Annotated in this window: 23 protein-coding genes; 13 read left to right on the top strand and 10 right to left on the bottom strand. The window is 73.3% G+C overall.

Translation table 11 applies throughout. The features are described from left to right. Positions 1 to 31: 31 nt before the first annotated feature. Together ACZ7LV_RS21460 and ACZ7LV_RS21455 are read left to right on the top strand one after the other, a co-directional pair. Complete coding sequence (locus tag ACZ7LV_RS21460) at positions 32 to 256, top strand: hypothetical protein (RefSeq protein ID WP_471941321.1); 225 nt, start codon at positions 32 to 34, stop codon at positions 254 to 256. 34 nt (positions 257 to 290) lie between these two features. Next, positions 291 to 566, top strand: coding sequence for a DUF6415 family natural product biosynthesis protein (locus tag ACZ7LV_RS21455; protein ID WP_471941319.1), 276 nt, complete (start codon positions 291 to 293; stop codon positions 564 to 566). 117 nt (positions 567 to 683) lie between these two features. On the opposite strand, the gene ACZ7LV_RS21450 is transcribed toward ACZ7LV_RS21455, so the two are convergent. After that, positions 684 to 1436: a helix-turn-helix domain-containing protein gene (locus ACZ7LV_RS21450; RefSeq protein ID WP_471941318.1), complete on the bottom strand. Its 753-nt coding sequence runs from the start codon at positions 1434 to 1436 to the stop codon at positions 684 to 686. Between the two features lie 245 nt (positions 1437 to 1681). Between ACZ7LV_RS21450 and ACZ7LV_RS21445 the strand changes: the two genes are divergently transcribed. Genes ACZ7LV_RS21445 through ACZ7LV_RS21435 form a run of 3 tightly spaced genes read left to right on the top strand, consistent with a single transcriptional unit; the run spans position 1682 to position 4119 of the window. Continuing rightward, a complete protein-coding gene (locus tag ACZ7LV_RS21445; protein ID WP_471941317.1) occupies positions 1682 to 2353 on the top strand; it encodes a DUF4097 family beta strand repeat-containing protein in 672 nt (223 codons plus the stop codon). Between the two features lie 21 nt (positions 2354 to 2374). Beyond that, positions 2375 to 3331: an ATP-binding cassette domain-containing protein gene (locus tag ACZ7LV_RS21440; protein ID WP_471941316.1), complete on the top strand. Its 957-nt coding sequence runs from the start codon at positions 2375 to 2377 to the stop codon at positions 3329 to 3331. Further along, positions 3328 to 4119 (top strand): ABC transporter permease, encoded by a 792-nt coding sequence (locus tag ACZ7LV_RS21435; protein ID WP_471941314.1) that lies wholly within the window; start codon positions 3328 to 3330, stop codon positions 4117 to 4119. Before ACZ7LV_RS21440 ends, ACZ7LV_RS21435 begins: the two co-directional genes overlap by 4 nt. Before the next feature lie 109 nt (positions 4120 to 4228). On the opposite strand, the gene ACZ7LV_RS21430 is transcribed toward ACZ7LV_RS21435, so the two are convergent. Further along, the gene (locus ACZ7LV_RS21430) at positions 4229 to 5803 is read right to left on the bottom strand and encodes a FadD3 family acyl-CoA ligase (protein WP_471941312.1); all 1575 of its coding nucleotides are present in this window, start codon (positions 5801 to 5803) and stop codon (positions 4229 to 4231) included. Positions 5804 to 5897: 94 nt separating this feature from the next. Here ACZ7LV_RS21430 and ACZ7LV_RS21425 point away from each other — a divergent pair, with 94 nt between their 5' ends. Genes ACZ7LV_RS21425 through ACZ7LV_RS21415 form a run of 3 tightly spaced genes read left to right on the top strand, consistent with a single transcriptional unit; the run spans position 5898 to position 8235 of the window. Then, a complete protein-coding gene (locus ACZ7LV_RS21425; RefSeq protein WP_471941310.1) occupies positions 5898 to 7046 on the top strand; it encodes a lipid-transfer protein in 1149 nt (382 codons plus the stop codon). A gap of 5 nt (positions 7047 to 7051) precedes the next feature. Then, positions 7052 to 7462: a Zn-ribbon domain-containing OB-fold protein gene (locus tag ACZ7LV_RS21420; protein ID WP_471941308.1), complete on the top strand. Its 411-nt coding sequence runs from the start codon at positions 7052 to 7054 to the stop codon at positions 7460 to 7462. Then, a complete protein-coding gene (locus ACZ7LV_RS21415; protein ID WP_471941306.1) occupies positions 7459 to 8235 on the top strand; it encodes an enoyl-CoA hydratase/isomerase family protein in 777 nt (258 codons plus the stop codon). The genes ACZ7LV_RS21420 and ACZ7LV_RS21415 overlap by 4 nt, the downstream gene beginning before the upstream one ends. A gap of 27 nt (positions 8236 to 8262) precedes the next feature. Here ACZ7LV_RS21415 and afsK read toward each other — a convergent pair whose 3' ends face one another. Continuing rightward, complete coding sequence (gene afsK, locus ACZ7LV_RS21410; protein WP_471941304.1) at positions 8263 to 10620, bottom strand: protein serine/threonine kinase AfsK; 2358 nt, start codon at positions 10618 to 10620, stop codon at positions 8263 to 8265. Positions 10621 to 10884: 264 nt separating this feature from the next. Next, a complete protein-coding gene (gene kbpA, locus ACZ7LV_RS21405) occupies positions 10885 to 11619 on the bottom strand; it encodes an AfsK-binding protein KbpA (protein WP_471941302.1) in 735 nt (244 codons plus the stop codon). Between the two features lie 134 nt (positions 11620 to 11753). Here kbpA and ACZ7LV_RS21400 point away from each other — a divergent pair, with 134 nt between their 5' ends. Next, positions 11754 to 12389 (top strand): TetR family transcriptional regulator, encoded by a 636-nt coding sequence (locus ACZ7LV_RS21400; protein WP_401682114.1) that lies wholly within the window; start codon positions 11754 to 11756, stop codon positions 12387 to 12389. Between the two features lie 110 nt (positions 12390 to 12499). Here ACZ7LV_RS21400 and ACZ7LV_RS21395 read toward each other — a convergent pair whose 3' ends face one another. Next, positions 12500 to 12952 (bottom strand): Lrp/AsnC family transcriptional regulator, encoded by a 453-nt coding sequence (locus ACZ7LV_RS21395; protein WP_393108785.1) that lies wholly within the window; start codon positions 12950 to 12952, stop codon positions 12500 to 12502. An 82-nt stretch (positions 12953 to 13034) separates the two neighbouring features. Between ACZ7LV_RS21395 and ACZ7LV_RS21390 the strand changes: the two genes are divergently transcribed. After that, positions 13035 to 13655, top strand: a complete 621-nt coding sequence (locus ACZ7LV_RS21390) for a LysE family translocator (RefSeq protein WP_471941300.1) — start codon at positions 13035 to 13037, stop codon at positions 13653 to 13655. Between the two features lie 598 nt (positions 13656 to 14253). On the opposite strand, the gene ACZ7LV_RS21385 is transcribed toward ACZ7LV_RS21390, so the two are convergent. Both ACZ7LV_RS21385 and ACZ7LV_RS21380 read right to left on the bottom strand, forming a co-directional pair. Continuing rightward, the gene (locus ACZ7LV_RS21385) at positions 14254 to 14724 is read right to left on the bottom strand and encodes a nitroreductase family deazaflavin-dependent oxidoreductase (RefSeq protein ID WP_471941299.1); all 471 of its coding nucleotides are present in this window, start codon (positions 14722 to 14724) and stop codon (positions 14254 to 14256) included. After that, positions 14724 to 15929 carry an acyl-CoA dehydrogenase family protein gene (locus ACZ7LV_RS21380; RefSeq protein WP_471941298.1) on the bottom strand — a complete coding sequence of 402 codons (1206 nt, stop codon included), beginning with the start codon at positions 15927 to 15929 and terminating at the stop codon, positions 14724 to 14726. Before ACZ7LV_RS21380 ends, ACZ7LV_RS21385 begins: the two co-directional genes overlap by 1 nt. A gap of 86 nt (positions 15930 to 16015) precedes the next feature. Here ACZ7LV_RS21380 and ACZ7LV_RS21375 point away from each other — a divergent pair, with 86 nt between their 5' ends. The 3 genes from ACZ7LV_RS21375 to ACZ7LV_RS21365 all read left to right on the top strand — a co-directional run bounded on the left by ACZ7LV_RS21375 (position 16016) and on the right by ACZ7LV_RS21365 (position 18379). Then, the gene (locus ACZ7LV_RS21375) at positions 16016 to 17182 is read left to right on the top strand and encodes a thiolase C-terminal domain-containing protein (protein WP_471941297.1); all 1167 of its coding nucleotides are present in this window, start codon (positions 16016 to 16018) and stop codon (positions 17180 to 17182) included. A 76-nt stretch (positions 17183 to 17258) separates the two neighbouring features. Next, the gene (locus ACZ7LV_RS21370; RefSeq protein WP_471941296.1) at positions 17259 to 17684 is read left to right on the top strand and encodes a pyridoxamine 5'-phosphate oxidase family protein; all 426 of its coding nucleotides are present in this window, start codon (positions 17259 to 17261) and stop codon (positions 17682 to 17684) included. A 29-nt stretch (positions 17685 to 17713) separates the two neighbouring features. Further along, positions 17714 to 18379, top strand: coding sequence for a pyridoxine/pyridoxamine 5'-phosphate oxidase (locus tag ACZ7LV_RS21365; RefSeq protein WP_471941294.1), 666 nt, complete (start codon positions 17714 to 17716; stop codon positions 18377 to 18379). Between the two features lie 62 nt (positions 18380 to 18441). Here ACZ7LV_RS21365 and ACZ7LV_RS21360 read toward each other — a convergent pair whose 3' ends face one another. Genes ACZ7LV_RS21360 through ACZ7LV_RS21350 form a run of 3 tightly spaced genes read right to left on the bottom strand, consistent with a single transcriptional unit; the run spans position 18442 to position 19950 of the window. Continuing rightward, entirely contained in the window at positions 18442 to 19068 is a 627-nt protein-coding gene (locus ACZ7LV_RS21360) for a GNAT family N-acetyltransferase (protein ID WP_471941293.1), read from the bottom strand. Between the two features lie 31 nt (positions 19069 to 19099). Next, positions 19100 to 19504: a Zn-ribbon domain-containing OB-fold protein gene (locus ACZ7LV_RS21355; RefSeq protein WP_471941292.1), complete on the bottom strand. Its 405-nt coding sequence runs from the start codon at positions 19502 to 19504 to the stop codon at positions 19100 to 19102. Next, positions 19501 to 19950 carry a DoxX family protein gene (locus tag ACZ7LV_RS21350; RefSeq protein WP_471941290.1) on the bottom strand — a complete coding sequence of 150 codons (450 nt, stop codon included), beginning with the start codon at positions 19948 to 19950 and terminating at the stop codon, positions 19501 to 19503. Before ACZ7LV_RS21350 ends, ACZ7LV_RS21355 begins: the two co-directional genes overlap by 4 nt. Between the last annotated feature and the right edge of the window lie 75 nt (positions 19951 to 20025).

The following is a 20025-nucleotide window of genomic DNA, read 5'->3' as shown; positions in this document are numbered from 1 at the left end:
CACCCGGTGCGGCACAGGAAGGTGCGGTGACGTGACGGCGTACCGGCCGAGGCTGCACGAGATCGTCGAGGACGGCGGCAGTCGGCGGATCGGCAAGGTGATGGGCTTCGAGGGGCCGTACGTCCAACTGCGTCCCGTCGGCGGTGGTGTGGAGTGGGACGCGAGGCCTGAGAACCTCACGCCGGTGAGGACCGGTGACGGCCTCGGCGCCGCCGTCGCGGCCGCGAACGCCCGCTCCAGGGGTGAGGTGCCATGACGGGCCCACAGGAGGGGGAAGCTCTCGCGATCCGGTGCGCCGGGGCCTGGTCCTCGTCGTCCAGGAGGTGGAGGCCGCCGCGCCGGCCGCACCCGAGGACGCCCCGGTGCGGATCGCGGCGCACGCAGGCGTCGGTGCGGCACGACGTCTCATGGCGGTGAGGATCTCCCGCCTCGGCCCGCAGGACGGGATCGCCTACGTCCGCCGGCCGGCCCGGTCGGTCGAGGAACTCCGTCGTCACCACGCCGCCCTGCACAGCGGGCCGGTCACGCGTCAGCGTTGGCGTCCCGACCAACTGGCCTTCCGCTGATGGGCCGTTCACGGCACGAGGTGCCGCGTCTGCAGGACGGACGACAGCCGCTGCGTCCGGGGCCGGCGACTGGGCGAGCACGGGAACCAGCTGCGCCGCGGACGCGCCGGCGCGGGCTCAGGCCTCCGATCCCGGCTCCGCGCTGCTCGTCGATGAACTCTCCGGCGCCGCGTGGAGGACGTCGCGGGCCTGTTGGGCGGCGCGGGCGGTGCTTTCCGAGACGTAGTCCAGGAAGCGGGCGACGTTCTCCAGGCGGACGGCCGCCGGGGTGCCGGGGCCGAGGACGCCGACGCCCTGCCGGGCGGTCTCGACGACCTGGGCCATGGCGCGGGCGCTGGCCATCATCGACTCGTACCAGATGTCGTCGTCGACGAGATAGCGCTCGCGACGGCGCTCGTCGCGCTCCCGGCGGACGAAGCCCTGGCCGTCGAGGTAGGCGATCGCCTTCGAGACGGACGCCGGGCTGACCTGGAGGTGCCGGACGAGTTCGGACGCGGTGAGACTGCCCTCGTCGGTGATCGTGAGGCAGGCCATCACCCGGGACATCATCGCGGGCATGCCCGACTGCGTGAACACCGAGACGAGCAGCTCCTCGTACGCGCGCACGGCCTCGGCGTCGCGCCCATGGACCTGCGGGAGCGTCCGCGAACCCCGGGGCGCGGCCTGCCTGCGGCGCTGGACGCGGCGTTCGGTGGCGCGGTGGGCGACGTCGGCGCGGTAGCCGGTGGGGCCGCCGTTGCGCATCACCTCGCGCGTGATCGTCGAGGTGGGGCGGTCGAGGCGTCTGGCGATCTCCGCGTAGGCGAGGCCGTCGGCCAGTCCCAGCGCGATCTGCTGACGTTCCTGCTGGGTGAGTCTGCCTCCCGGCATCCCGTTCTCCTTCGTGGCGCGTGAGGCTCCAGCATAGCTTTCACTTTCAAGTCATTGCAACGAGCAGGGTCGAGGGTCGTTGCGTTACGCGCAGCACCATTGCAATGAAAAGGGCCAACCGAGCTGTAGTTACTTGAGTTCAGTGCAACAACCTTGTTGCCAACTCCGTGAATGCAACGTAGCGTTCACGACATCGGAAACGGCGGGCCGCAGAAGGCCCGCCTCTCGAAAACAAGGAGTGCACCATGCAGCAGTTCGCCACCCCCGCTCCGGTCTCCGTCGTCCTCGACCTCCCCGCCGGGCACATCCGGTTCATCGCCGCCGACCGGACCGACACCAGGGTCGAGGTCCTGCCCGCGGACGCCGCCAAGAGCCGCGACGTGAAGGCGGCCGAGCAGACCGAGATCACGTACGGCGACGGCGTCCTGCGGATCGAGGCGCCGGAGGCGAAGAACCGGATCCTCGGCTCCTCCGGCTCCGTCGAGGTGACCGTGCAACTGCCCGCCGGTTCCCGCGTCGAGGCCAAGGCGGCCGCCGGCGAGTTCCGGGGCGTCGGACGGCTCGGCGAGGTCGCCTTCGAGGGCGCGCAGGGCGCGGTCAAGCTCGACGAGGCCGCGAGCGCCCGCCTCACCCTCCACGCCGGCGACATCACGGTCGGCCGCCTGAACGGCCCCGGCGAGATCCGCACCCAGCAGGGCGACATCGGCGTCACCGAGGCCGTGCGCGGCACCGTCACGCTGCGCACCGAGCACGGCGACATCACGGTCGGCGCCACCCCGGGCGTCTCCGCCTCCCTGGACGCCGGCACCGGCCACGGCCGGATCAGCAACGCGCTCAAGAACACCGACGGCGCCGCCGCCGGCCTGACCGTCCACGCGACCACCGCCTACGGCGACATCACCGCCCGCAGCCTGTAAAGCCCGAGAAGGAGCCCTCCCATGACCGAAACGGCCATCTCCGCACACGGATTGCGCAAGTCCTACGGCGACAAGACCGTCCTCGACGGCATCGACCTTGCGGTCCCGCACGGCACGATCTTCTCCCTGCTCGGACCGAACGGCGCCGGCAAGACCACCGCCGTGAAGATCCTCTCGACCCTCGTCGCCGCCGACGGCGGTCAGGCGCAGGTCGGCGGCCACGACCTGGCCGCCGATCCGCAGGCGGTGCGGGCGGCGATAGGCGTCACGGGCCAGTTCTCCGCCGTCGACGGTCTGATCACCGGCGAGGAGAACATGCTCCTCATGGCGGACCTGCACCACCTGCCCCGCCGCGAAGGGCGCCGGGTGGCCGCCGAGTTGCTGGAGCGCTTCGACCTCACCGAGGCCGCGGGCAAGCCCGCCGCCACCTACTCCGGTGGCATGAAGCGCCGCCTGGACATCGCCATGACCCTGGTCGGCAGCCCACGGATCATCTTCCTCGACGAGCCGACCACCGGACTGGACCCCCGCTCCCGCCACACCATGTGGGGGATCATCCGCGAACTGGTCACCGGCGGCGTCACCGTCTTCCTCACCACCCAGTACCTCCAGGAGGCCGACGAACTCGCCGACCGCATCGCCGTGCTGCACGACGGGAGGATCGCGGCCGAGGGCACCGCCGAGGAGCTCAAGCGCATCGTCCCCGGCGGACACGTCCGGCTCCGCTTCACCGACCCCGCCGCCTACCGGTCCGCCGCCTCCTCGCTGCGCGAGACCACCCGTGACGAGGAGGCACTGACCCTGCAGATCCCCAGCGACGGCAGCCAGCGCGCACTGCGCTCCCTCCTCGACCGGCTCGACGCCGCCGGCGTCGAGGCCGACGAACTGACCGTGCACACCCCCGACCTCGACGACGTCTTCTTCGCCCTCACCGGCGGCGCCGACATCCCCGACCAGCCCACGGAGGCAGCCCGATGAGTTCCCTCGCCCTCGCCCTGCGCGACTCCTCCACCATGCTGCGCCGCAACCTCCTGCACGCCCGGCGCTACCCCTCGATGACCCTGAACCTGCTGCTCACGCCGATCATGCTGCTGCTGCTCTTCGTCTACATCTTCGGTGACACCATGAGCGCGGGCATCGGCGGAGGCGGTCCGGACCGCGCCGAGTACATCGCCTTCGTGGTCCCGGGCCTGCTGCTGATGACCATCGGCAGCACCACGATCGGTACCGCCGTCTCCGTCTCCAACGACATGACCGAGGGCATCATCGCCCGCTTCCGCACCATGGCGATCCACCGCCCGTCGGTGCTCGTCGGACATGTCGTCGGCAGTGTGCTCCAGTCGGTCGCCAGCGTGGTCCTCGTCGGCGCGGTCGCCGTCGCCATCGGCTTCCGCTCGGCCGACGCGACCGTCCTGGAGTGGCTCGCGGCGTTCGGGCTGCTGGTGCTCTTCGCCACGGCGCTCACCTGGATCGCCGTCGGCATGGGGCTGGTCAGCCCGAACGCCGAGGCCGCCGGGAACAACGCGATGCCCCTGATCCTGCTGCCGCTCCTGTCCAGCACGTTCGTCCCGCTGGACGCGATGCCGGGCTGGTTCCGGCCGATAGCCGAGTACCAGCCCTTCACTCCGGCCATCGAGACCCTGCGGGGCCTGCTGCTGGGCACCGAGATCGGTCACGACGGATGGCTGGCCGTGGCCTGGTGCCTGGGCCTCGCGGTGCTGGGCTACTTCTGGTCGACGGCCAAGTTCGACGCCGACCCGAAGTAACCGCTGTGGCACGGCGGGCCATGCTCCCGCGACGCGTCCCACCCGAGGGCGGCGTACACCGACACGACCGTCGGTGTACGCCGCCCGTTCGTGCGGGTGGACGACCCGCCTAGAACGAGCCCCCCGCCCGCAGCCTGCCCTTGACCACCTTGCCGCTCGCGTTGCGCGGCAGCGCGCCCACGAACTCCACCTCGCGCGGCACCTTGTAGTTCGCCATCTCCCGCCGGGCCCAGGCGATCAGGTCGTCCGCCGTCAGCACGGCCCCGGCCCGCCGGACGACGTACGCCTTCCCGACCTCGCCCAGCCGGCCGTCCGGTACGCCGATCACCGCCACGTCGGCCACCTCCGGGTGCAGGCCGAGGCGTTGCTCGATCTCCGCCGGGTACGCGTTGAAGCCCCCGACGATGAACATGTCCTTGACGCGGTCCGTGATCCGCAGGTTGCCCGCCTCGTCCAGGACGCCGACGTCGCCCGTGCGCAGCCAGCCGTCGGGGCTGATCACCTCCTCCGTGGCCGCCCGGTCCTCGTGGTAGCCCCGCATGACGTTGAAGCCGCGCACCAGTACCTCGCCGGGGCTGCCGAGGGGGGCGTCGACGCGTACCTCCGTGCCGGGTATCGCCCTGCCCGACGTCGCGGCGATCACCGCCGGGTCGTCTCCCCGGCGGCACATGGTCACGATGCCACCGGCCTCGGACAGGCCGTACGCCGTGAGGACCGTCTCGACGCCGAGTTCCCCGCGCAGCCGTTCCACCAGGCGCAGCGGCACGACCGCCGCGCCGGTGACGACCAGCCTGAGCGCGGAGAGGTCGTGCGCGTCCCGGGCGGGGTGGTCGAGGAGGGACTGGAGGAGGGTCGGGGGGCCGGGGAGGACGGAGACGCGCTCGGCGGCGATGTTCGCCAGCGCCGTACCGACGTCGAACACCGGCTGCGGGATCATCGTCGCGCCCCGCATCAGACAGGCCAGGACGCCGGCCTTGTAACCGAAGGTGTGGAAGAACGGGTTGACGATCAGATAGCGGTCGCCCGGGCGCAGACCGGCCAGGTCGCCCCAGATGTCGTACGCCCGCAGGGACTGCGCGTGCGTGATCACCACGCCCTTGGGGCGGCCCGTCGTACCGGAGGTGAAGACGATGTCGGAAGGGTCCGTGCCGGCCACCCGCGACGCCCGCCCGCGCACCTCGGCCGGCCCGATGCCCTCCCCTTTCGCCAGGAAGTCCTTCCAGGTGCGGAAGTCCGAGGGCGCGTCCTCCGCCAGGACGACGACATGTTCCGGCAGTTCACCCGGTCCTGCCGCCCGGCGCAGCGAGGCCACGTACGACGTCCCGAGGAACGTGCCCGTCACGAACAGCAGCCGTGTGCCGCTCCTGCGCAGCACGTCGAGCGCCTCGGCGCCCTTGAAGCGGGTGTTCAGCGGCACCAGCACCGCCCCTGCCGACACCGCGCCCAGCGCCGAGACGATCCAGTCCAGGGAGTTGGGGGCCCAGACGGCCACGCGGTCGCCGGGGCGCAGGCCGTGTGCCATACACGCGGCCGCCGCCCGTTCGACGCGGGCGCCCAGTTCGGCGTACGAGATCCGGGTGCGGCCCTCGATGACGGCCTCGGCGTCCGCGTACCGCCCGGCCGCCCACCGGACCAGACCCGCGACGCTCCCCCACTCCCCGTCCGTGTCCCGATCTCCGCGCACCACAGCCTCCCGAGCATGAGCTGACTGACCGTCAGATTAGCGGTAACCTGACGGACTGTCAGCAGTGCACGGGGCGCAGGGAGGTGCGCGGAACATGGCAGGTCTCAAGGACGCGACCGCGATCGTCGGCATCGGCCGGACCGCCTTCGCCAAGCACCTCCCGGAGGACGAACGGACCCTCGCCTGCCGGGCGGTCCTCGCCGCCCTCGACGACGCCGGGATCGCGCCGGGCGAGGTGGACGCGCTGGCCTCGTACACCATGGAGGAGACCGACGAGGTCGAGCTCGCGAAGGCGGCCGGGTTCGGCGACCTCACCTTCTTCGGCAAGGTCGGCTACGGCGGCGGCGGTTCGTGCGCCACCGTGGCCCATCTCGCCGCCGCGATAGCCACCGGCCAGGCGACCGTCGGCGTGGCCTGGCGGTCACGGAAGCGGGGCAGCGGGCCCCGGCCCTGGACGAACACCACCGTGCAGCTGCCGACCCCCGGCCAGTGGACGCGGCCCTTCGGACTGCTGCGCCCGGCGGACGAGATCGCCATGCTCACCCGGCGGTACATGCACGAGTACGGCGCCACCCGCGACCACCTGTTCAACGTCGCCCTCGCCTGCCGCAACCGCGCCAACCAGAACCCCGCCGCGATCATGTACGACCGCCCCCTGACCCGCGAGATGTACATGACCTCCCGCTGGATCAGCGAACCACTCTGCCTCTTCGACAACTGCCTGGAGACGGACGGCGCGCTGGCCTGCGTCGTCGTCTCACGGGAGCGGGCCCGGGACTGCCGGCACCGGCCCGTCTACGTCCACTCCGCCGCGCAGGGCCTGCCCGCCCAGCACCACGGCATGGTCAACTACTGGAACGACGACCCGCTCACCGGGCCCGCCTGGACTGCCGCCCGGCACCTGTGGAAGCACGCCGACCTCACTCCCCAGGACGTGGACGTCGCGCAGATCTACGACGCGTTCACGGCGCTCGTGCCGCTGTCCCTGGAGGGCTACGGCCTCTGCGGGCGGGGTGAGGGCGGGGCGTTCACCGAGGGCGGCGCCCTGGAGATCGGCGGACGGCTGCCGCTCAACACCTCGGGAGGCGGCCTCAGCGAGGCCTACGTCCACGGGTTCAACCTCCTCACCGAGGGCGTGCGGCAGTTGCGCGGCACCAGCACCGCCCAGGTCCCGGGCGCCGCGACCTGCCTGGTGACCGCCGGCGAGGGAGTCCCCACGTCCGCCCTGCTGCTGAGGAGTTGAGAGACATGCTGGATCCCGTCGTCGACCCCGAGGGCGCGCCCTTCTGGCGGTACGCCGCCCAGGGTGAGCTGCGCGTCCAGGCGTGCGCCGACTGCGGCGAGCCCCGCTTCCCGCCCCGCCCCTGCTGCCCGCACTGCCAGTCCTTCGCGTCCGAGTGGCGCCGGATGTCGGGGCTCGGGCGCGTCTGGTCCTACGTCGTCCCGCATCCGCCCCTGCTGCCCGACTACGCCGCGCAGGCCCCGTACAACGTGATCGTGGTCGAGTTGGCGGAGGCGCCTCGGATACGGCTCGTCGGCAACCTCGTCAGCCGTGCCGGTGCCGCCCTGGACTCCGTGCCGCCGGATCGGGTGCGGATCGGCGCCAAGGTGCGGGTCGTCTTCACCGACGCCGGGATCCCGCAGTGGGTGCACGCATGAGCGGCGTGCGGGTCACCGTCGACGAGGACACCGGCGTCGCCGTCGTCACCCTGGACCGGCCCGCGCGCCTGAACGCCATCGACCTCGCCATGGCGAGCCGGCTCTCCTCCACCTGGCGGGAGTTCCGCCACGACGACACGGTGCGGGCCGTCGTCCTGACCGGCGCCGGGGATCGCGCCTTCTGCACCGGCATCGACCGGGACGCCTCGGTGCCGCAGCCGGGGTCGCCGTACATGCAGGACGATCCGCTGCTCGGGGTCGGGCCGAAGGCGAACGACCTGTGGAAGCCGGTCGTCGCGGCCGTGCGCGGGATGGCCTGCGGTGGGGCGTTCTACCTGCTCGGGGAGGCCGAGTTCGTGGTCGCGGACGAGACGGCCACCTTCTTCGACCCGCACACCACCTACGGGATGGTCAGCGCCTACGAGGCGATGCTGATGGCGCAGCGGATGCCGTACGGGGAGGCCGCGCGGACGGCTCTGATGGGTACGGCGGAGCGGCTCTCGGGGCGCCGGGCCTACGAGGTGGGCCTGGTGTCCGAACTGACGCCGCCCGGCGGGGCACTGGCGGCCGCCACCGCCTGCGCCACCGTGCTGGCCGGCCATCCGCCCGAGGCCGTGCAGGGGACGGTACGGGCGCTGTGGGCGGGCCGGGAGGCGGCCCTGGCGGCGGCCTTCGCGCAGGCACCCGCGCTCATCGCGCTGGGCAGCGCGCCGGCCGGGCGGCAGGCGGAGCTGTTCGCCGCCCGGCGGCGCGGAGGGCATCGCCTCCGCTGAGGGGTGCGGCGCCCCTCGGTCGACCGGTCAGGTGGTGCGGGCCGTGCCCGTGCCCTTCTCCGCGTCGAGGGCGTACACGCACCGGTCCTTGCTGCACGCGTACACGATCCCGTCCTTGACGACCGGGGAGCCGGTGATCTCGCCGCCGGTGGCGAGCTTCCAGCGCAGCCGGCCGTCGTCCGCCTTGAGCGTGTACAGGAGGTGGTCGGTGGCGCCGAAGTGGATACGGCCCTCGGCGACCGAGGGCGAGCCCACGATGTCGCCGCCCGCCTGGAAGCGCCACTTGGGGGTGCCGGTGACCGCGTCCAGCGTGTAGAGGCCGGTGCCGCTGCCCACGTGGACGTGGCCGGCGGCGACCAGGACCGGCTCCACGGACGTACGGGCCTCGGTGGCGATGCGCCAGCGGTCGCGCCCGTCCGTGGCGTCCAGGGCGTACACGGTGCCGAGGTAGTCGCTGAGGTAGATGCCGCCGCCGGTGACCGCGGGGCCGGGCGCGAAGGCCGGCGGGGAGAGGAAGACGGCCGGCGCCTCGAAGTGCCAGCGGACGTGCCCGGCCGCGATGTCGACCGCGAGGACACGGGTACCGGCGGTCAGGTACACGTAGCCGTCCGGGGCGGGCGCGACCCGGACCGGCACGCCCCCGCAGGAGGCCGCGTCGCCGATCGGGTACGACCAGCGCTCCTCGCCGGTGCGGGCGTCCAGGGCGCGCAGCCGGGCGTCCTGCCAGACGTAGACGGTGCCGTCGTGCAGCGCGGGGCCGGCCTCCGGCGACTCGAAGTCGCTCTGGCAGCCGGTGATCTCCCAGAGCTTGCGGCCGTTCACGGCCTCCCAGGCCTGGACGCCGCCGCCGCGCGTCCCGGTGACGACGGTGCCGCGCTCGGCCTTCAGGGAGTACACCCAGGCGTCCGTGGACAGCCGCCACAGGTCGGTGCCCGCGCGGGCGTCCAGGGCGAACAGGGTGGGGCCGTCGGAGGCGTGGATCCGGCCGTCCGCGACCGCCATCGACCAGGCCACGTCCCTGGTCTTGAAGCGGCGCCGCCCGGTGGCCACGTCCAGGGCGTGCACCTCGAAGGAGGTGACGTAGACCAGGTCGTCGGCGACGGCCGGGGTGCCCCAGACGTCGTTGGACATCCGGAACCGCCAGGGCCGCCACCCCGCGGGGTTCTCCGGGGGCGGGGGCGCCGGTACGGCGGGTTCGGCGCCGTTGACGCCGGGGCGCGCCTTGGCCCAGGAGCCGGCCAGGCCCGCGTCGTGCGGGGGTGCCTTGACGGCGGCGGCGCGGGCGTCGGCGACGCGCGGGCCGGGGCCGATGGGCACGGCGGCGCCGGCCAGCATGACCGGGCCGCCCTCGGGGGCGCCGACCGCGGCGGGCACGGGCGGGGCGGACACGGGCGGCGCGGGGACGACGGGGTCGTGCGAGGGCGGCGGCGGGACCGCGGGCGGGCGGCCCGAGCTGCGGCCGGCGCCGGAGGCGGGTCTGACGGCCGGGCGGCCGCCGCGACGGGACTCGATCAGCCCGACGGCCTTCTCCGGCAGCCACGCCGACGCCGTACCGCTGTCGTCGGAGCCCGAGCCGAACAGGTGCGGGGCCAGCTGGGCCTGGAGGTCGGCGGGGCTGGGGCGGGCCGTGGGGTCCATCTGCATGCAGGACTCGATCAGCGGGCGCAGTTCGTCGGGCAGGCCGTCGAGGTCGGGGCCCTCGCGGAGCAGCATGAAGACGGTCTCGACGGGGTTGGCGCCGTGGAAGGGCGGGTGCCCGGTCGCGGCGAAGACCAGCGTGGAGCCGAGCGAGAAGACGTCGCTGGCGCCGGTGACCGAGCGCGAGTCCTTCGCCTGCTCGGGCGACATGTAGGCGGGGGTGCCGACCGCGACGTTCGTCATGGTCAGACGGGTGTTCGAGACGCCGGAGGCGATACCGAAGTCGATCACCCGGGGGCCGTCCTCGACGACGAGGACGTTCGACGGCTTGAGGTCACGGTGGACCAGGCCGGCCCCGTGGATCGACTGGAGGGCTTCCGCGATGCCCGCGGCCAGCCAGCGCACGGCCTGGGCCGGGAGCGGCCCGCAGTCGTTCACTATCTCCTCGAGGGAGGGCGCGGGGACGTACGCGGTCGCCAGCCACGGCACGGCGGCGCGCGGGTCGGCGTCGACCACGGCCGCCGTGTAGAAGCCGGACACCGCGCGGGCCGCCTCCACCTCCCGCGTGAAGCGGACGCGGAAGAGCTGGTCCTCGGCCAGTTCCGTCCGCACGGTCTTGATCGCCACGCGCCGCCCGGACGCCGAGCGCGCGAGATAGACCAGTCCCATGCCGCCGGCTCCCAGCCGTCCCAGCACCTCGAACGGCCCGATACGCCGCGGATCGTGCTGCGTCAGCTGATCCACCACTTGCCTGCCACCTCCCCGTACGAGCCACGCCACCCACATATGTACGCGACCCCGTGCAGCGTCTCACCACCGCACCGCCGTGGCGGCACGCACCCCGATTCTTCCTGTCCCGGCCACAGGTTGCGAACCCGGTGACATATCGGGTGTGTCCCTCATACCGAGACAACTGGGGGTGCATTCCCGGACAAGCGGTGGCGCAAGCCCGCCGCGCGGCGGCGCAACCGCCGCGGATCGGCGGCCGAACGGCCGGGGATCGGCGTCGGTTCAGCGCTGAAGCACCGCGAACGAGGCCCCCTGGTCGTCCGTGACCACCCCCACCGTCCCGTACGAGGTGTCGAAGGGGCCCGCCTGGACCCGCCCGCCCAGCCGCCGCACCTCGGCGAGCGCCGCCTCGCAGTCCTCCACCCCGAAGTGGACGACGAAGTGCGGCGGCATCTCGGCCGGGAAGGCCCCGGCGAGCGGGGCACGGCCGAAGTCGGGCATCGCGTCCGGCCCGAACAGGGCGTCGTGGAAGAGACCGCCGTAGAAGTCGTTGGCGGCGGCGGTGTCACGGGCGTAGAGCTCGGCCCAGACGAAGGCGCCGGGGGCGTGGCGCCGCCCGAAGCCCGGGTGGCTCACCGGCTGCCACAGGCCGAACACCGCGCCCTCGGGGTCGGTGGCCAGCGCGGCCACGCCCAGGTCCCCGACCGGCAGCGGCGCGGTGACCACCTGGCCGCCGGACGTCCGGATCCGCCGCGTGAGGACCTCGGCGTCCGGCGTCGCGAAGTAGACCGTCCATACGGTGGGCAGCCGGCCGTCCGTCTTCTGCGCGAGCGCGGCGACCGGCTCGCCCTCGCGGTAGGCCCACACGGAGCCGCCGTAGGAGGGCTGGAAGGACCACCCGAAAAGTTCACCGTAGAAGCGCTTGCCCGCCGCGACGTCGGCGAGCTGTGCGTCCACCCAGCACGGGACGCCCTCCGGGTACACCGGTTCGCTCGCAGATGTGCTGTTTTCGGCCATGCCGCCAAAATAACGGCCTCGTCGGCACCCCGCTCACCGGCCACACCACACCCCGATCATGGGTGCACCCCATTTGCAGTCGGCCGAATCGCGCTCCCCTCACCCCTCGGTAAGCTGACGGCATGACAGGACAAGTGCGTACCGTCGACGGCCGCGTGGCCGGTCGGCGTGGGCAGGCGACGCGGCAGAAGCTGCTGGACTGCCTCAGCGAGATGCTCAGCTCCTCTCCCTACCGGGACGTCAAGGTCATCGATGTCGCCCGGAAGGCAGGCACTTCGCCCGCGACCTTCTACCAGTACTTCCCGGACGTCGAGGGCGCCGTCCTGGAGATCGCCGAGCAAATGGCCGCCGAGGGCGCCGGTTTGACGGAGCTGCTCGAAGGCCGCACCTGGGTCGGCAAGGCCGGCTGGCAGACCGCCCAGGAACTGGTCGACGGTTTCCTGGAGTTCTGGCGCCGGAACGACGCCATCCTGCGCGTGGTCGACCTCGGCGCCGCCGAGGGGGACAAGCGGTTCTACAAGCTCCGGATGAAGATCCTGAACTCGGTGAACAACTCCCTGGTGGACGCCGTCACCGAACTCCAGTCCAAGGGCCGCGTCGACAAGGACGTGAACCCGGCGGCCATCGCCGGTTCCCTGGTCGCGATGCTCGCGGCGGTCGCCTCGCACCAGAAGGGCTTCCAGACCTGGGGCGTCAAGCAGGCCGAACTGAAGCCGAATCTGGCGCTGTTGGTGCACCTCGGCATCACGGGCAAGAAGCCGACCAAGTAGCCGCGGCCAGCCCCTCCCGCCGCCTTTTTCCGAGCTCACCTTCGCCCTCGGTTCCCAAGTCCTGTCAGACGGCCGGTGGTTCACCCGGGTGGGCCGCCGCCTGTCATCCGTCACGCCGGGAGCGGCCGGTCCTTGACGACGTGCTTCATCACCAGCGTGGACGTCAGGCGCTGCACCCCCGGCAGCGTCGCGAGCCGCTCGTCGTACAGCCGCTGGAACGCGGCGAGGTCCGCGGTGGCGACCCGCAGCAGGTAGTCCGGCTCCCCGAACAGCCGCTGCGCGTCCAGTACGTGCTCCACCTCGCTGACCGCCTTCTCGAACTCGGCGACCGTGTCCCGGTCCTCCTGCCGCATGGACACGAAGACCAGCGCCTCGAAGGTCAGCCCCACGGCCCCCGGCTCGACCACGGCCCGGTATCCGCTGATCGCCCCCGACCGCTCCAGCTCCCGCAGCCGCCGGTGACACGGCGAGACGCTCAGCCGCACCCGCGCGGCCAGCTCGGTCACGGTCAGTCGCCCGTCCTGCTGAAGCTCGGCAAGAATCTTCCGGTCCATGTCGTCCATGGGGGAGATTCTCCCCCGGATTCCGTGTGCACGGGGAAACTTCGGGAACACCTTCGGGCACATCCGGCCTAATCTGCCCGACATGGACTCCGCGACCCTCCTCTCCTTCCTCGCCCTCGACCTGCTGCTGGTGTGCGTCCCCGGCGCGGACTGGGCGTACGTGATCTCCGCGGGTCTGCGTGACCGCTCGCCGTTCCCGGCGGTCGCGGGCCTGGTCAGCGGCTACGCCCTGCACACCGTGCTCGCGGCGGCGGGCCTGGCGGTGCTGGTGGCCGGATCACCGGTCCTGCTCACGGCGCTGACAGTGGTGGGGGCGGCGTATCTGGTGTGGCTGGGGTGGAGCGTGCTGCGCCGTCCCGGCACACCGCGGGCCGGGGAGAGCGCCCCGGAGGCCGGCGGGCGGGTCTTCCTGCGCGGCGCGATGATCAGCGGGCTGAACCCCAAGGGACTGCTGCTGTACCTCTCCGTGCTGCCGCAGTTCCTCGTCATCGGGAGCGGGCACCTGCCGGTCCCGGCGCAGACCGCCGTCCTGGGGTTCCTGCACATGGCGTGCTGCGCGGTGGTCTACCTCGCCGTCGGACTCGCGTCCCGCGCGGTCCTCGGCGCCCGTCCGGCCGCGGCACGAGCGGTGGCCCGGACCTCGGGAGCGGCGATGCTCGGGATCGGGACGTTCCTCCTGGTACAGCGCCTGGCGACGCTGTAGGGTCCACGCCCCCGACCCCGGAGCGCCGGGGGGCGGGGCAGACGTCGGCACGGCGCCGGTATCGATGCCGGGCCGACGCCGATGCACGGCCGACGCCGGGGTGCGGGGCCGGCGGCGGGTGCGGGGCCGACGCCGGGTGCAGGGCCGACGCCGGGTGCAGGGCCGACGCCGGGTGCAGGGCCGACTCCAGGTGCAGGGCCGACGCCGGGTGCAGGGCCGACGCCGGGTGCAGGGGCGGCGGCGGAGCAAGGCCGACGCGGGTGCAGGTCCAGCGGGGGCTCGCGGCGCCGCAGAGATCACGATCACCCCCGCAGACAGCCGCGGGGCGGGAGCGGTGTCGGCGCGGGGACAGCCGCATGTGCGGGTCCGGTGTCGGTGCCGGGCAGGACCCGATGCGGGACTCGCGGCGGTGCGGGGCCGACGCCTTGCTGGCCCCCGTCGGTGCGGGTCCGGTGCCGTGCCGGGCCGACGTCGGTGCGCGTCGGCGGCGCCGGGCGACGCCGTAGGCGTCACGATCACCCCCACGGGTCGCCGCGGGACGGGGCCGGCGTCGGCGCGGAGCCGGAGGCGGCTCGGGCCCGTCTGCGGAGCGGGGCCCTCACCGTCGTATGAGGCGGAAGACGCGGATCTCGCGGGTCACCCGTGCCTGGTACGTCGCGTACGGGGGCCAGAACGTCAGTAGCGCCCGCCAGGCCGCCGCCCGCTCCTCCCCCGCCAGCGGCACTGCCGTCACGGGGATGTCCCGGCCTCTGAAGTTGATCTCGGCGTCGGGGCGGGCGAGCAGGTTGTGGGTCCAGGCCGGGTGACCGGTGCGGCCGAAGTTGGAGCCGACCAGCAGCCAGCTCCGCCCGCCCTCCTCCGGCATGCAGGCGAGCGGCGTACGGCGGGCCAGACCGCTGCGCGCGCCGGTGGAGGTCAGGATCACGCCGGGCAGCAGCAGCGCGCTGAGCAGCACCTTGCCCCGGGTGAGTCGGTGGACGGCGCGGTCGAGGGCGGGCACCACGTACGGGGCGGTCCTCGCGAAGCCCACGGTCGAGGAGACCTTCTGGACGATCCCGGCGATGCCCATCAGACGCTCACCTCCGCGTGCGCGAACAGCCGGGCCGTCTCGGCGGCACGGGCGCACAGCCGGTGCGCCGGGCCGAACAGCAGCTCGTCGCCCGCCGCGCGCTTGAAGAAGAGGTGCGCCTCGTGCTCCCAGGTGAAACCCAGGCCGCCGTGCAGCTGGATGCCTTCCGCCGCCGCGGTGCGCAGCGCCTCCAGGGCCTGGGCGAGCGCGAGCCCGCCGACCCGCTCACCGTGGGCGGTGGCCCAGGCGGCGTAGTAGGCGGCCGAGCGAGCCGCCTGCACCTGTACGTACACGTCGGCCAGCCGGTGCTTGACCGCCTGGAAGGAGCCGATGGGCCGCCCGAACTGCTCGCGTCGCCCCACGTGTTCGACGGTCCGCTCCAGCACGCGATCGGCGGCGCCGACGGCCTCGGCGGCGAGGACGGCGGCGGCGGCATCCCCGAGGGCGGCGAGGGCGGTCAGGGGAGCGGGGCCGGCACCGAGGGGGGCTGCCCGGTCCTCGCCGAGCAACTCGGCCTCCACCTCCCTCAGTTCGATCCGCGCCCTCGGCCGGGTCGCGTCCAGGGAGGTCTGGCGCACACGGGTCACCCCCCGCGCGTCCCCGCGCACGAGGAACAGCAGCGTCCGGGACCGGGCGAACCCCCCGGTGTGCGCGGCGACGACGAGCAGTCCCGCGCTGTGGCCGTCCAGCACCTGCTCGACCTCCCCGTACAGCCGCCAGCCGTCGGCCGCCGGGCGGGCCTGGACCCCGCCCGCGCGGCCTCCGCCCGCCCAGTCGCCCGTGTTGGCGCGGGTCAGCGCGAGGGCGGTGGTGAGGTGCGGTCCGGCGACGGCGAGGGTCGCGGTGAGCCGGCCGCCGGCAAGGGGCGGGAGCAGTCCGGTGCGCTGGGCCTCGGTCCCGAGGGCGAGCACGAGGGGGGCGGCGAGGACGGTGGTGGCGAGGAGCGGCGAGGGGGCCAGCGCCCGGCCGGTCTCCTCGGCGGCGAGGGCGAGTTCGGTCACCGCGCAGCCGACCCCGCCGTACGCCTCGGGGAGCGCGAGTCCGGGCAGGCCGAGCCGCTGCGAGAGGGCCGACCAGAGCGCGGGGTCGTGGCCGGCGGGGGTGTCGAGGGCGGCGCGGAGCTGCTCGGGGGCGCAGCGGCGGCGGAGCAGATCACGGAGGGTGCGCCGGATCTCGTCCTGCTCGGGGGTGAAGCTGGCGTCCATGACGGCCTCCCTGGATCTGACGGTCAGTCATATTAGGCGGTCGACGCCCGGTCGCCCAGAGCGAGTTCTGATGTACCGTCAGAAATATGGCAGCTACCCGGAAAGTCGCCGTGGTGGGCGTGTCCCTCTCCGACTGTGGCCGTGTGGACGGGGCGACCCGCTTCACCCTGCACGCCCAGGCGGCCCGCCGGGCCCTCGCGGACGCCGGTCTGGACCGGTCGGTCGTCGACGGTTTCGCGTCGGCCGGCACCGGCGTGCTGGCCCCGGTGGAAGTGGCCGAGTACCTGGGGCTGCGCCCCACCTGGGTCGACTCCACCTCGGTCGGCGGGGCGACCTGGGAGGTGATGGCGGCGCACGCGGCGGACGCGATCGCGGCGGGGCACGCGCGGGCCGTCCTGCTGGTGTACGGCTCGACGGCCCGCGCGGACCTGAAGGCCGGGCGGCGCACGGGGAACCTCTCCTTCGGCGCGGACGGGCCGCTCCAGTTCGAGGTGCCCTACGGCCACACCCTGGTCGCCAAATACGCGATGGCGGCCCGGCGCCACATGATCGAACACGGCACGACCCTGGAGCAGTTGGCCGAGGTCGCGGTGCAGGCACGGGCGAACGCGGCCCTGAACCCCGACGCCTTGTTCCGCACCCCGATCACGGTCGACGACGTGCTGGACGGCCCGATGATCGCGGACCCCTTCACCAAGCTGCACTGCTGCGTCCGCTCCGACGGCGGCGCGGCGGTCCTGCTGGCCGCCGAGGACGTCGTACGGGACTGCCGTACCGCTCCGGTGTGGATCCTCGGCACCGGCGAGCACGTCTCGCACGCCACCATGTCCGAGTGGCCCGACTTCACCCGGTCCCCGGCGGCGGTGAGCGGACGGCTGGCGTTCGAGCGGGCCGGGGTGCGGCCCTCGGAGATCGACTTCGCGCAGATCTACGACGCCTTCACCTACATGACCCTGGTGACGCTGGAGGACCTGGGTTTCTGCGCGAAGGGCGAGGGCGGGGACTTCGTCGGCAAGGGGCGCCTCGAAGTCCTGGGCGGCGCGCTGCCGGTGAACACCGACGGGGGCGGGCTGTCGGCCCAGCACCCCGGGATGCGGGGGCTGTTCCTGCTGGTCGAGGCGGTGCGTCAGTTGCGCGGGGAGGCGGGCGCACGGCAGGTGCGCGCGGCGGACGGGGCGCCGCCGCGGCTGGGCGTGGCCTCGGGGACGGGCGGGTGGTTCTGCTCCTCGGGGACGATGGTGCTGGGTCGCTGACGGAACATCGGCTCCGGGCGTGGTGTTGTGGTGCGAAAAGGCCGTTCGACGACGACGCCGCTGGAGGAGATCCGTTATGGCACTGACCCGCGAAGAGCGCGAGCAGTTCCTGGCCGAGCCGCACATCGCCGCGCTGGCGGTGACCGGGGAGGAGGGCCGGGCGCCGTTGACCGTGCCGATCTGGTACCAGTACGAGCCCGGCGGAGACGTGTGGATCCTGACGGGGCTGGACTCCCGTAAGAACCAGCTGATCGGCGCGGCCGGGCGCTTCACTCTGATGGTCGACCGGGTCGAGCCGACGATCCGGTACGTGTCCGTCGAGGGGCCGGTCGTCGAGACCGTCCCGGCCACGGTCGAGAAGCTGCGCGAGATCTCGGCGCGCTATCTGCCGGCCGACAAGGTCGAGGGGTACGTCGACTTCTCCTGGAAGAACCACGGCGCGATGGTGGTCCTCACCATGCGCCCGGAACGCTGGGTGTCGTCCGACCTCGGGGCGGTCTAGGGCCCCGCCTGCCCGCGATACTCGACGGCATGGAACCCGATCTGCACGCGCTTGTGAGGTCCCTGCGGGTGTGGGACCCCGAGGTCACGTCCCTGCCGCCGTTCGACCCCGCCTCCGCGCCCGCCGCCCCGCTCCCCCTGTTCAGCACCTGGTTCGCGGAGGCGGTGGCGGCCGGGCAGCCGGAGCCGCACACCATGTCCCTGGCCACCGCCGACGAGCAGGGCCGGCCGGACGTGCGGATCGTGATGCTGCACGGCGCGGACACCGAGGCCTGGACGTTCGCGACCCACGCGACCAGCCGCAAGGGCCGGCAGCTCGCCTCCCGGCCGTACGCCGCCCTGAGCTTCTACTGGCACCTCCAGGGCCGCCAGGTCCGCGTCCGCGGCCCCGTCACCACCCCCGCCCCGGCCGAGAGCCTCGCCGATCTGCACGCCCGCTCGACCGGTGCGCTGGCGGCCGCGCTGACCGGCCGCCAGAGCGAGCCGCTGACATCCCTGGACGACCTCGCCGAGGCGTCCGAGGCGGCCTGGGCCGAGGCCCGGCGAGACCCCGGCGCCCCGTCCCCGACGTGGACGCTGTACCGCCTGCGGCCCGACGAGATCGAGTTCTTCCAGGGCGACGAGCGACGACGCCATGTCCGGCTCCGCTATGTGCGCAGCGGCGAGGAGTGGGCCCGACAGCTCCTCTGGCCCTGAGTCCGTTCCCCCCGAGGGCTCCCGAGGGCTGGAGCCTGTCCGGCCGACCCCTGCGGGGCGGCTCACGGGTCGGTCTTCTGCGCGGTGGCCCGGACGTCGGGCTCCGGGTCGGTCGCCAGGCGGCCGTGGAGGTGGACGTCACGGAAGGCGTCCTGGCGCTCGGCCTCCCACATCGCGCCGCGCAGGGTGCCCTCCTGGCGGAAGCCGCAGTGCTCGGCTATGCGGCAGGAGGCCTCGTGGCCCACGGCGTGACCGAGTTCCAGCCGGTGCAGGCCCAGGTCCGTGAAGGCCCAGTGGGCGGCGACGGCCAGGGCGCGGGTGGCGACGCGGCGGCCACGGGCCTCGGGGAGGATCCAGTAGCCGACACGGGCGACGCGGAAGGTGTGGTCGATGTCGTTGACGCCGATGTGACCGAGGGCCGTGCCCGTCTCCGCGTCGGTGACGCGGAAGGACGCGGCGGCGCCGGTCGCCGCGGTGTCGGCCTTCGCGCGCAGGGAGGCGCGGGCGGCGTCGAGGTCGGTGATCGGGCTGAGCGGAGTGTTCCAGCGCCGGAACTCCGGGTCGGACATGCCGCGCAGCCAGGCCTCGGCGTCCGCCTCGGAGGCCGGGTCCCAGCGGCACAGGCGCAGGCCGTGGCCGTGCGGCTCGGGGTGGGGGTGGGCGAAGGACCGGGAGTTCATGAGGGCCATCGCCCCATTCAATCCCTTCGGGCGCCGGGTTTCACCCCTGTTCCGGCCTGATCCGGAACACCGGGACACCGCCTCGGAAGTCGGCCCGCAGCTCGGCTCCGGCGCGCAGCACGCCGGGGTCGCCGAGGCCGACGATCTCCGTCGTCATCCGCGGGCCCTCGGCGAGGTCGACGACCGCGGCCACGTAGGGGACACGGGCGCCGAAGGGCGGGAGGTCGTTCCGGTGGACCACGGACCAGGTGTAGAGGGTGGCGCGGCCGCTCGCCCGCTCCCAGCTCACGTCCTCGCTCCAGCAGTGCGGGCAGAACTCCCGGGGGTAGTGGTGCGCCAGGCCGCACGCCCCGCACCGCCGCACCAGCAGCCGGCCGCGCGCGGCCGCCTCCCAGTACGTCCGCGTGAAGGCGTCCTGCTCCGGCACGTCGTGGCGTGCGCTCACCCGAACCACCCCAGCGCGCCGTCCAGGGACCAGGTCTGCCAGGACATGCCGAGGAGCGCGACCACCGAGATCAGCGCCATCATCAGGTTCTGCCCCTGCTCGGCCCAGTCGTGGATCATCAGGACGAAGTAGAGGGCGTTCAGGAGCAGCCCGCCGACCAGGGCGACCGGTGTCAGGAATCCGGCGATCAGGCCGAGGCCCAGGGCGAGTTCGGCGTACGCGACGACGTACGCCATCGTGCGGGGGCGCTGCTCGACCACCGTACGGAAGCCCGAACGCACGGCGTTCCAGCGGTGCTTCGCGGCCACGTCGGCGGCCCACGCGATGCCCGAGCCGGCGAACCAGGCCTTCTTGTCCTTGTGCCGCCAGCTCTCCAGCCACCACAGCCCGAGCCCGATCCGCAGCACGGCCAGCCACTGCGCACCGGTGAGCCAGATCGTGTCCATGGGCGCTCCCGCCGACGACTTCACTTATCTGACGATACGTCAGTTAAGGCGGACGCAGGCCCGGTGTCCAGCCCT

It is taken from the genome of Streptomyces sp. NPDC107562, from assembly GCF_055657325.1.
The sequence above is the reverse complement of the archived record's forward strand: the minus strand, read 5'-3'. Positions and strand labels throughout refer to the sequence as shown.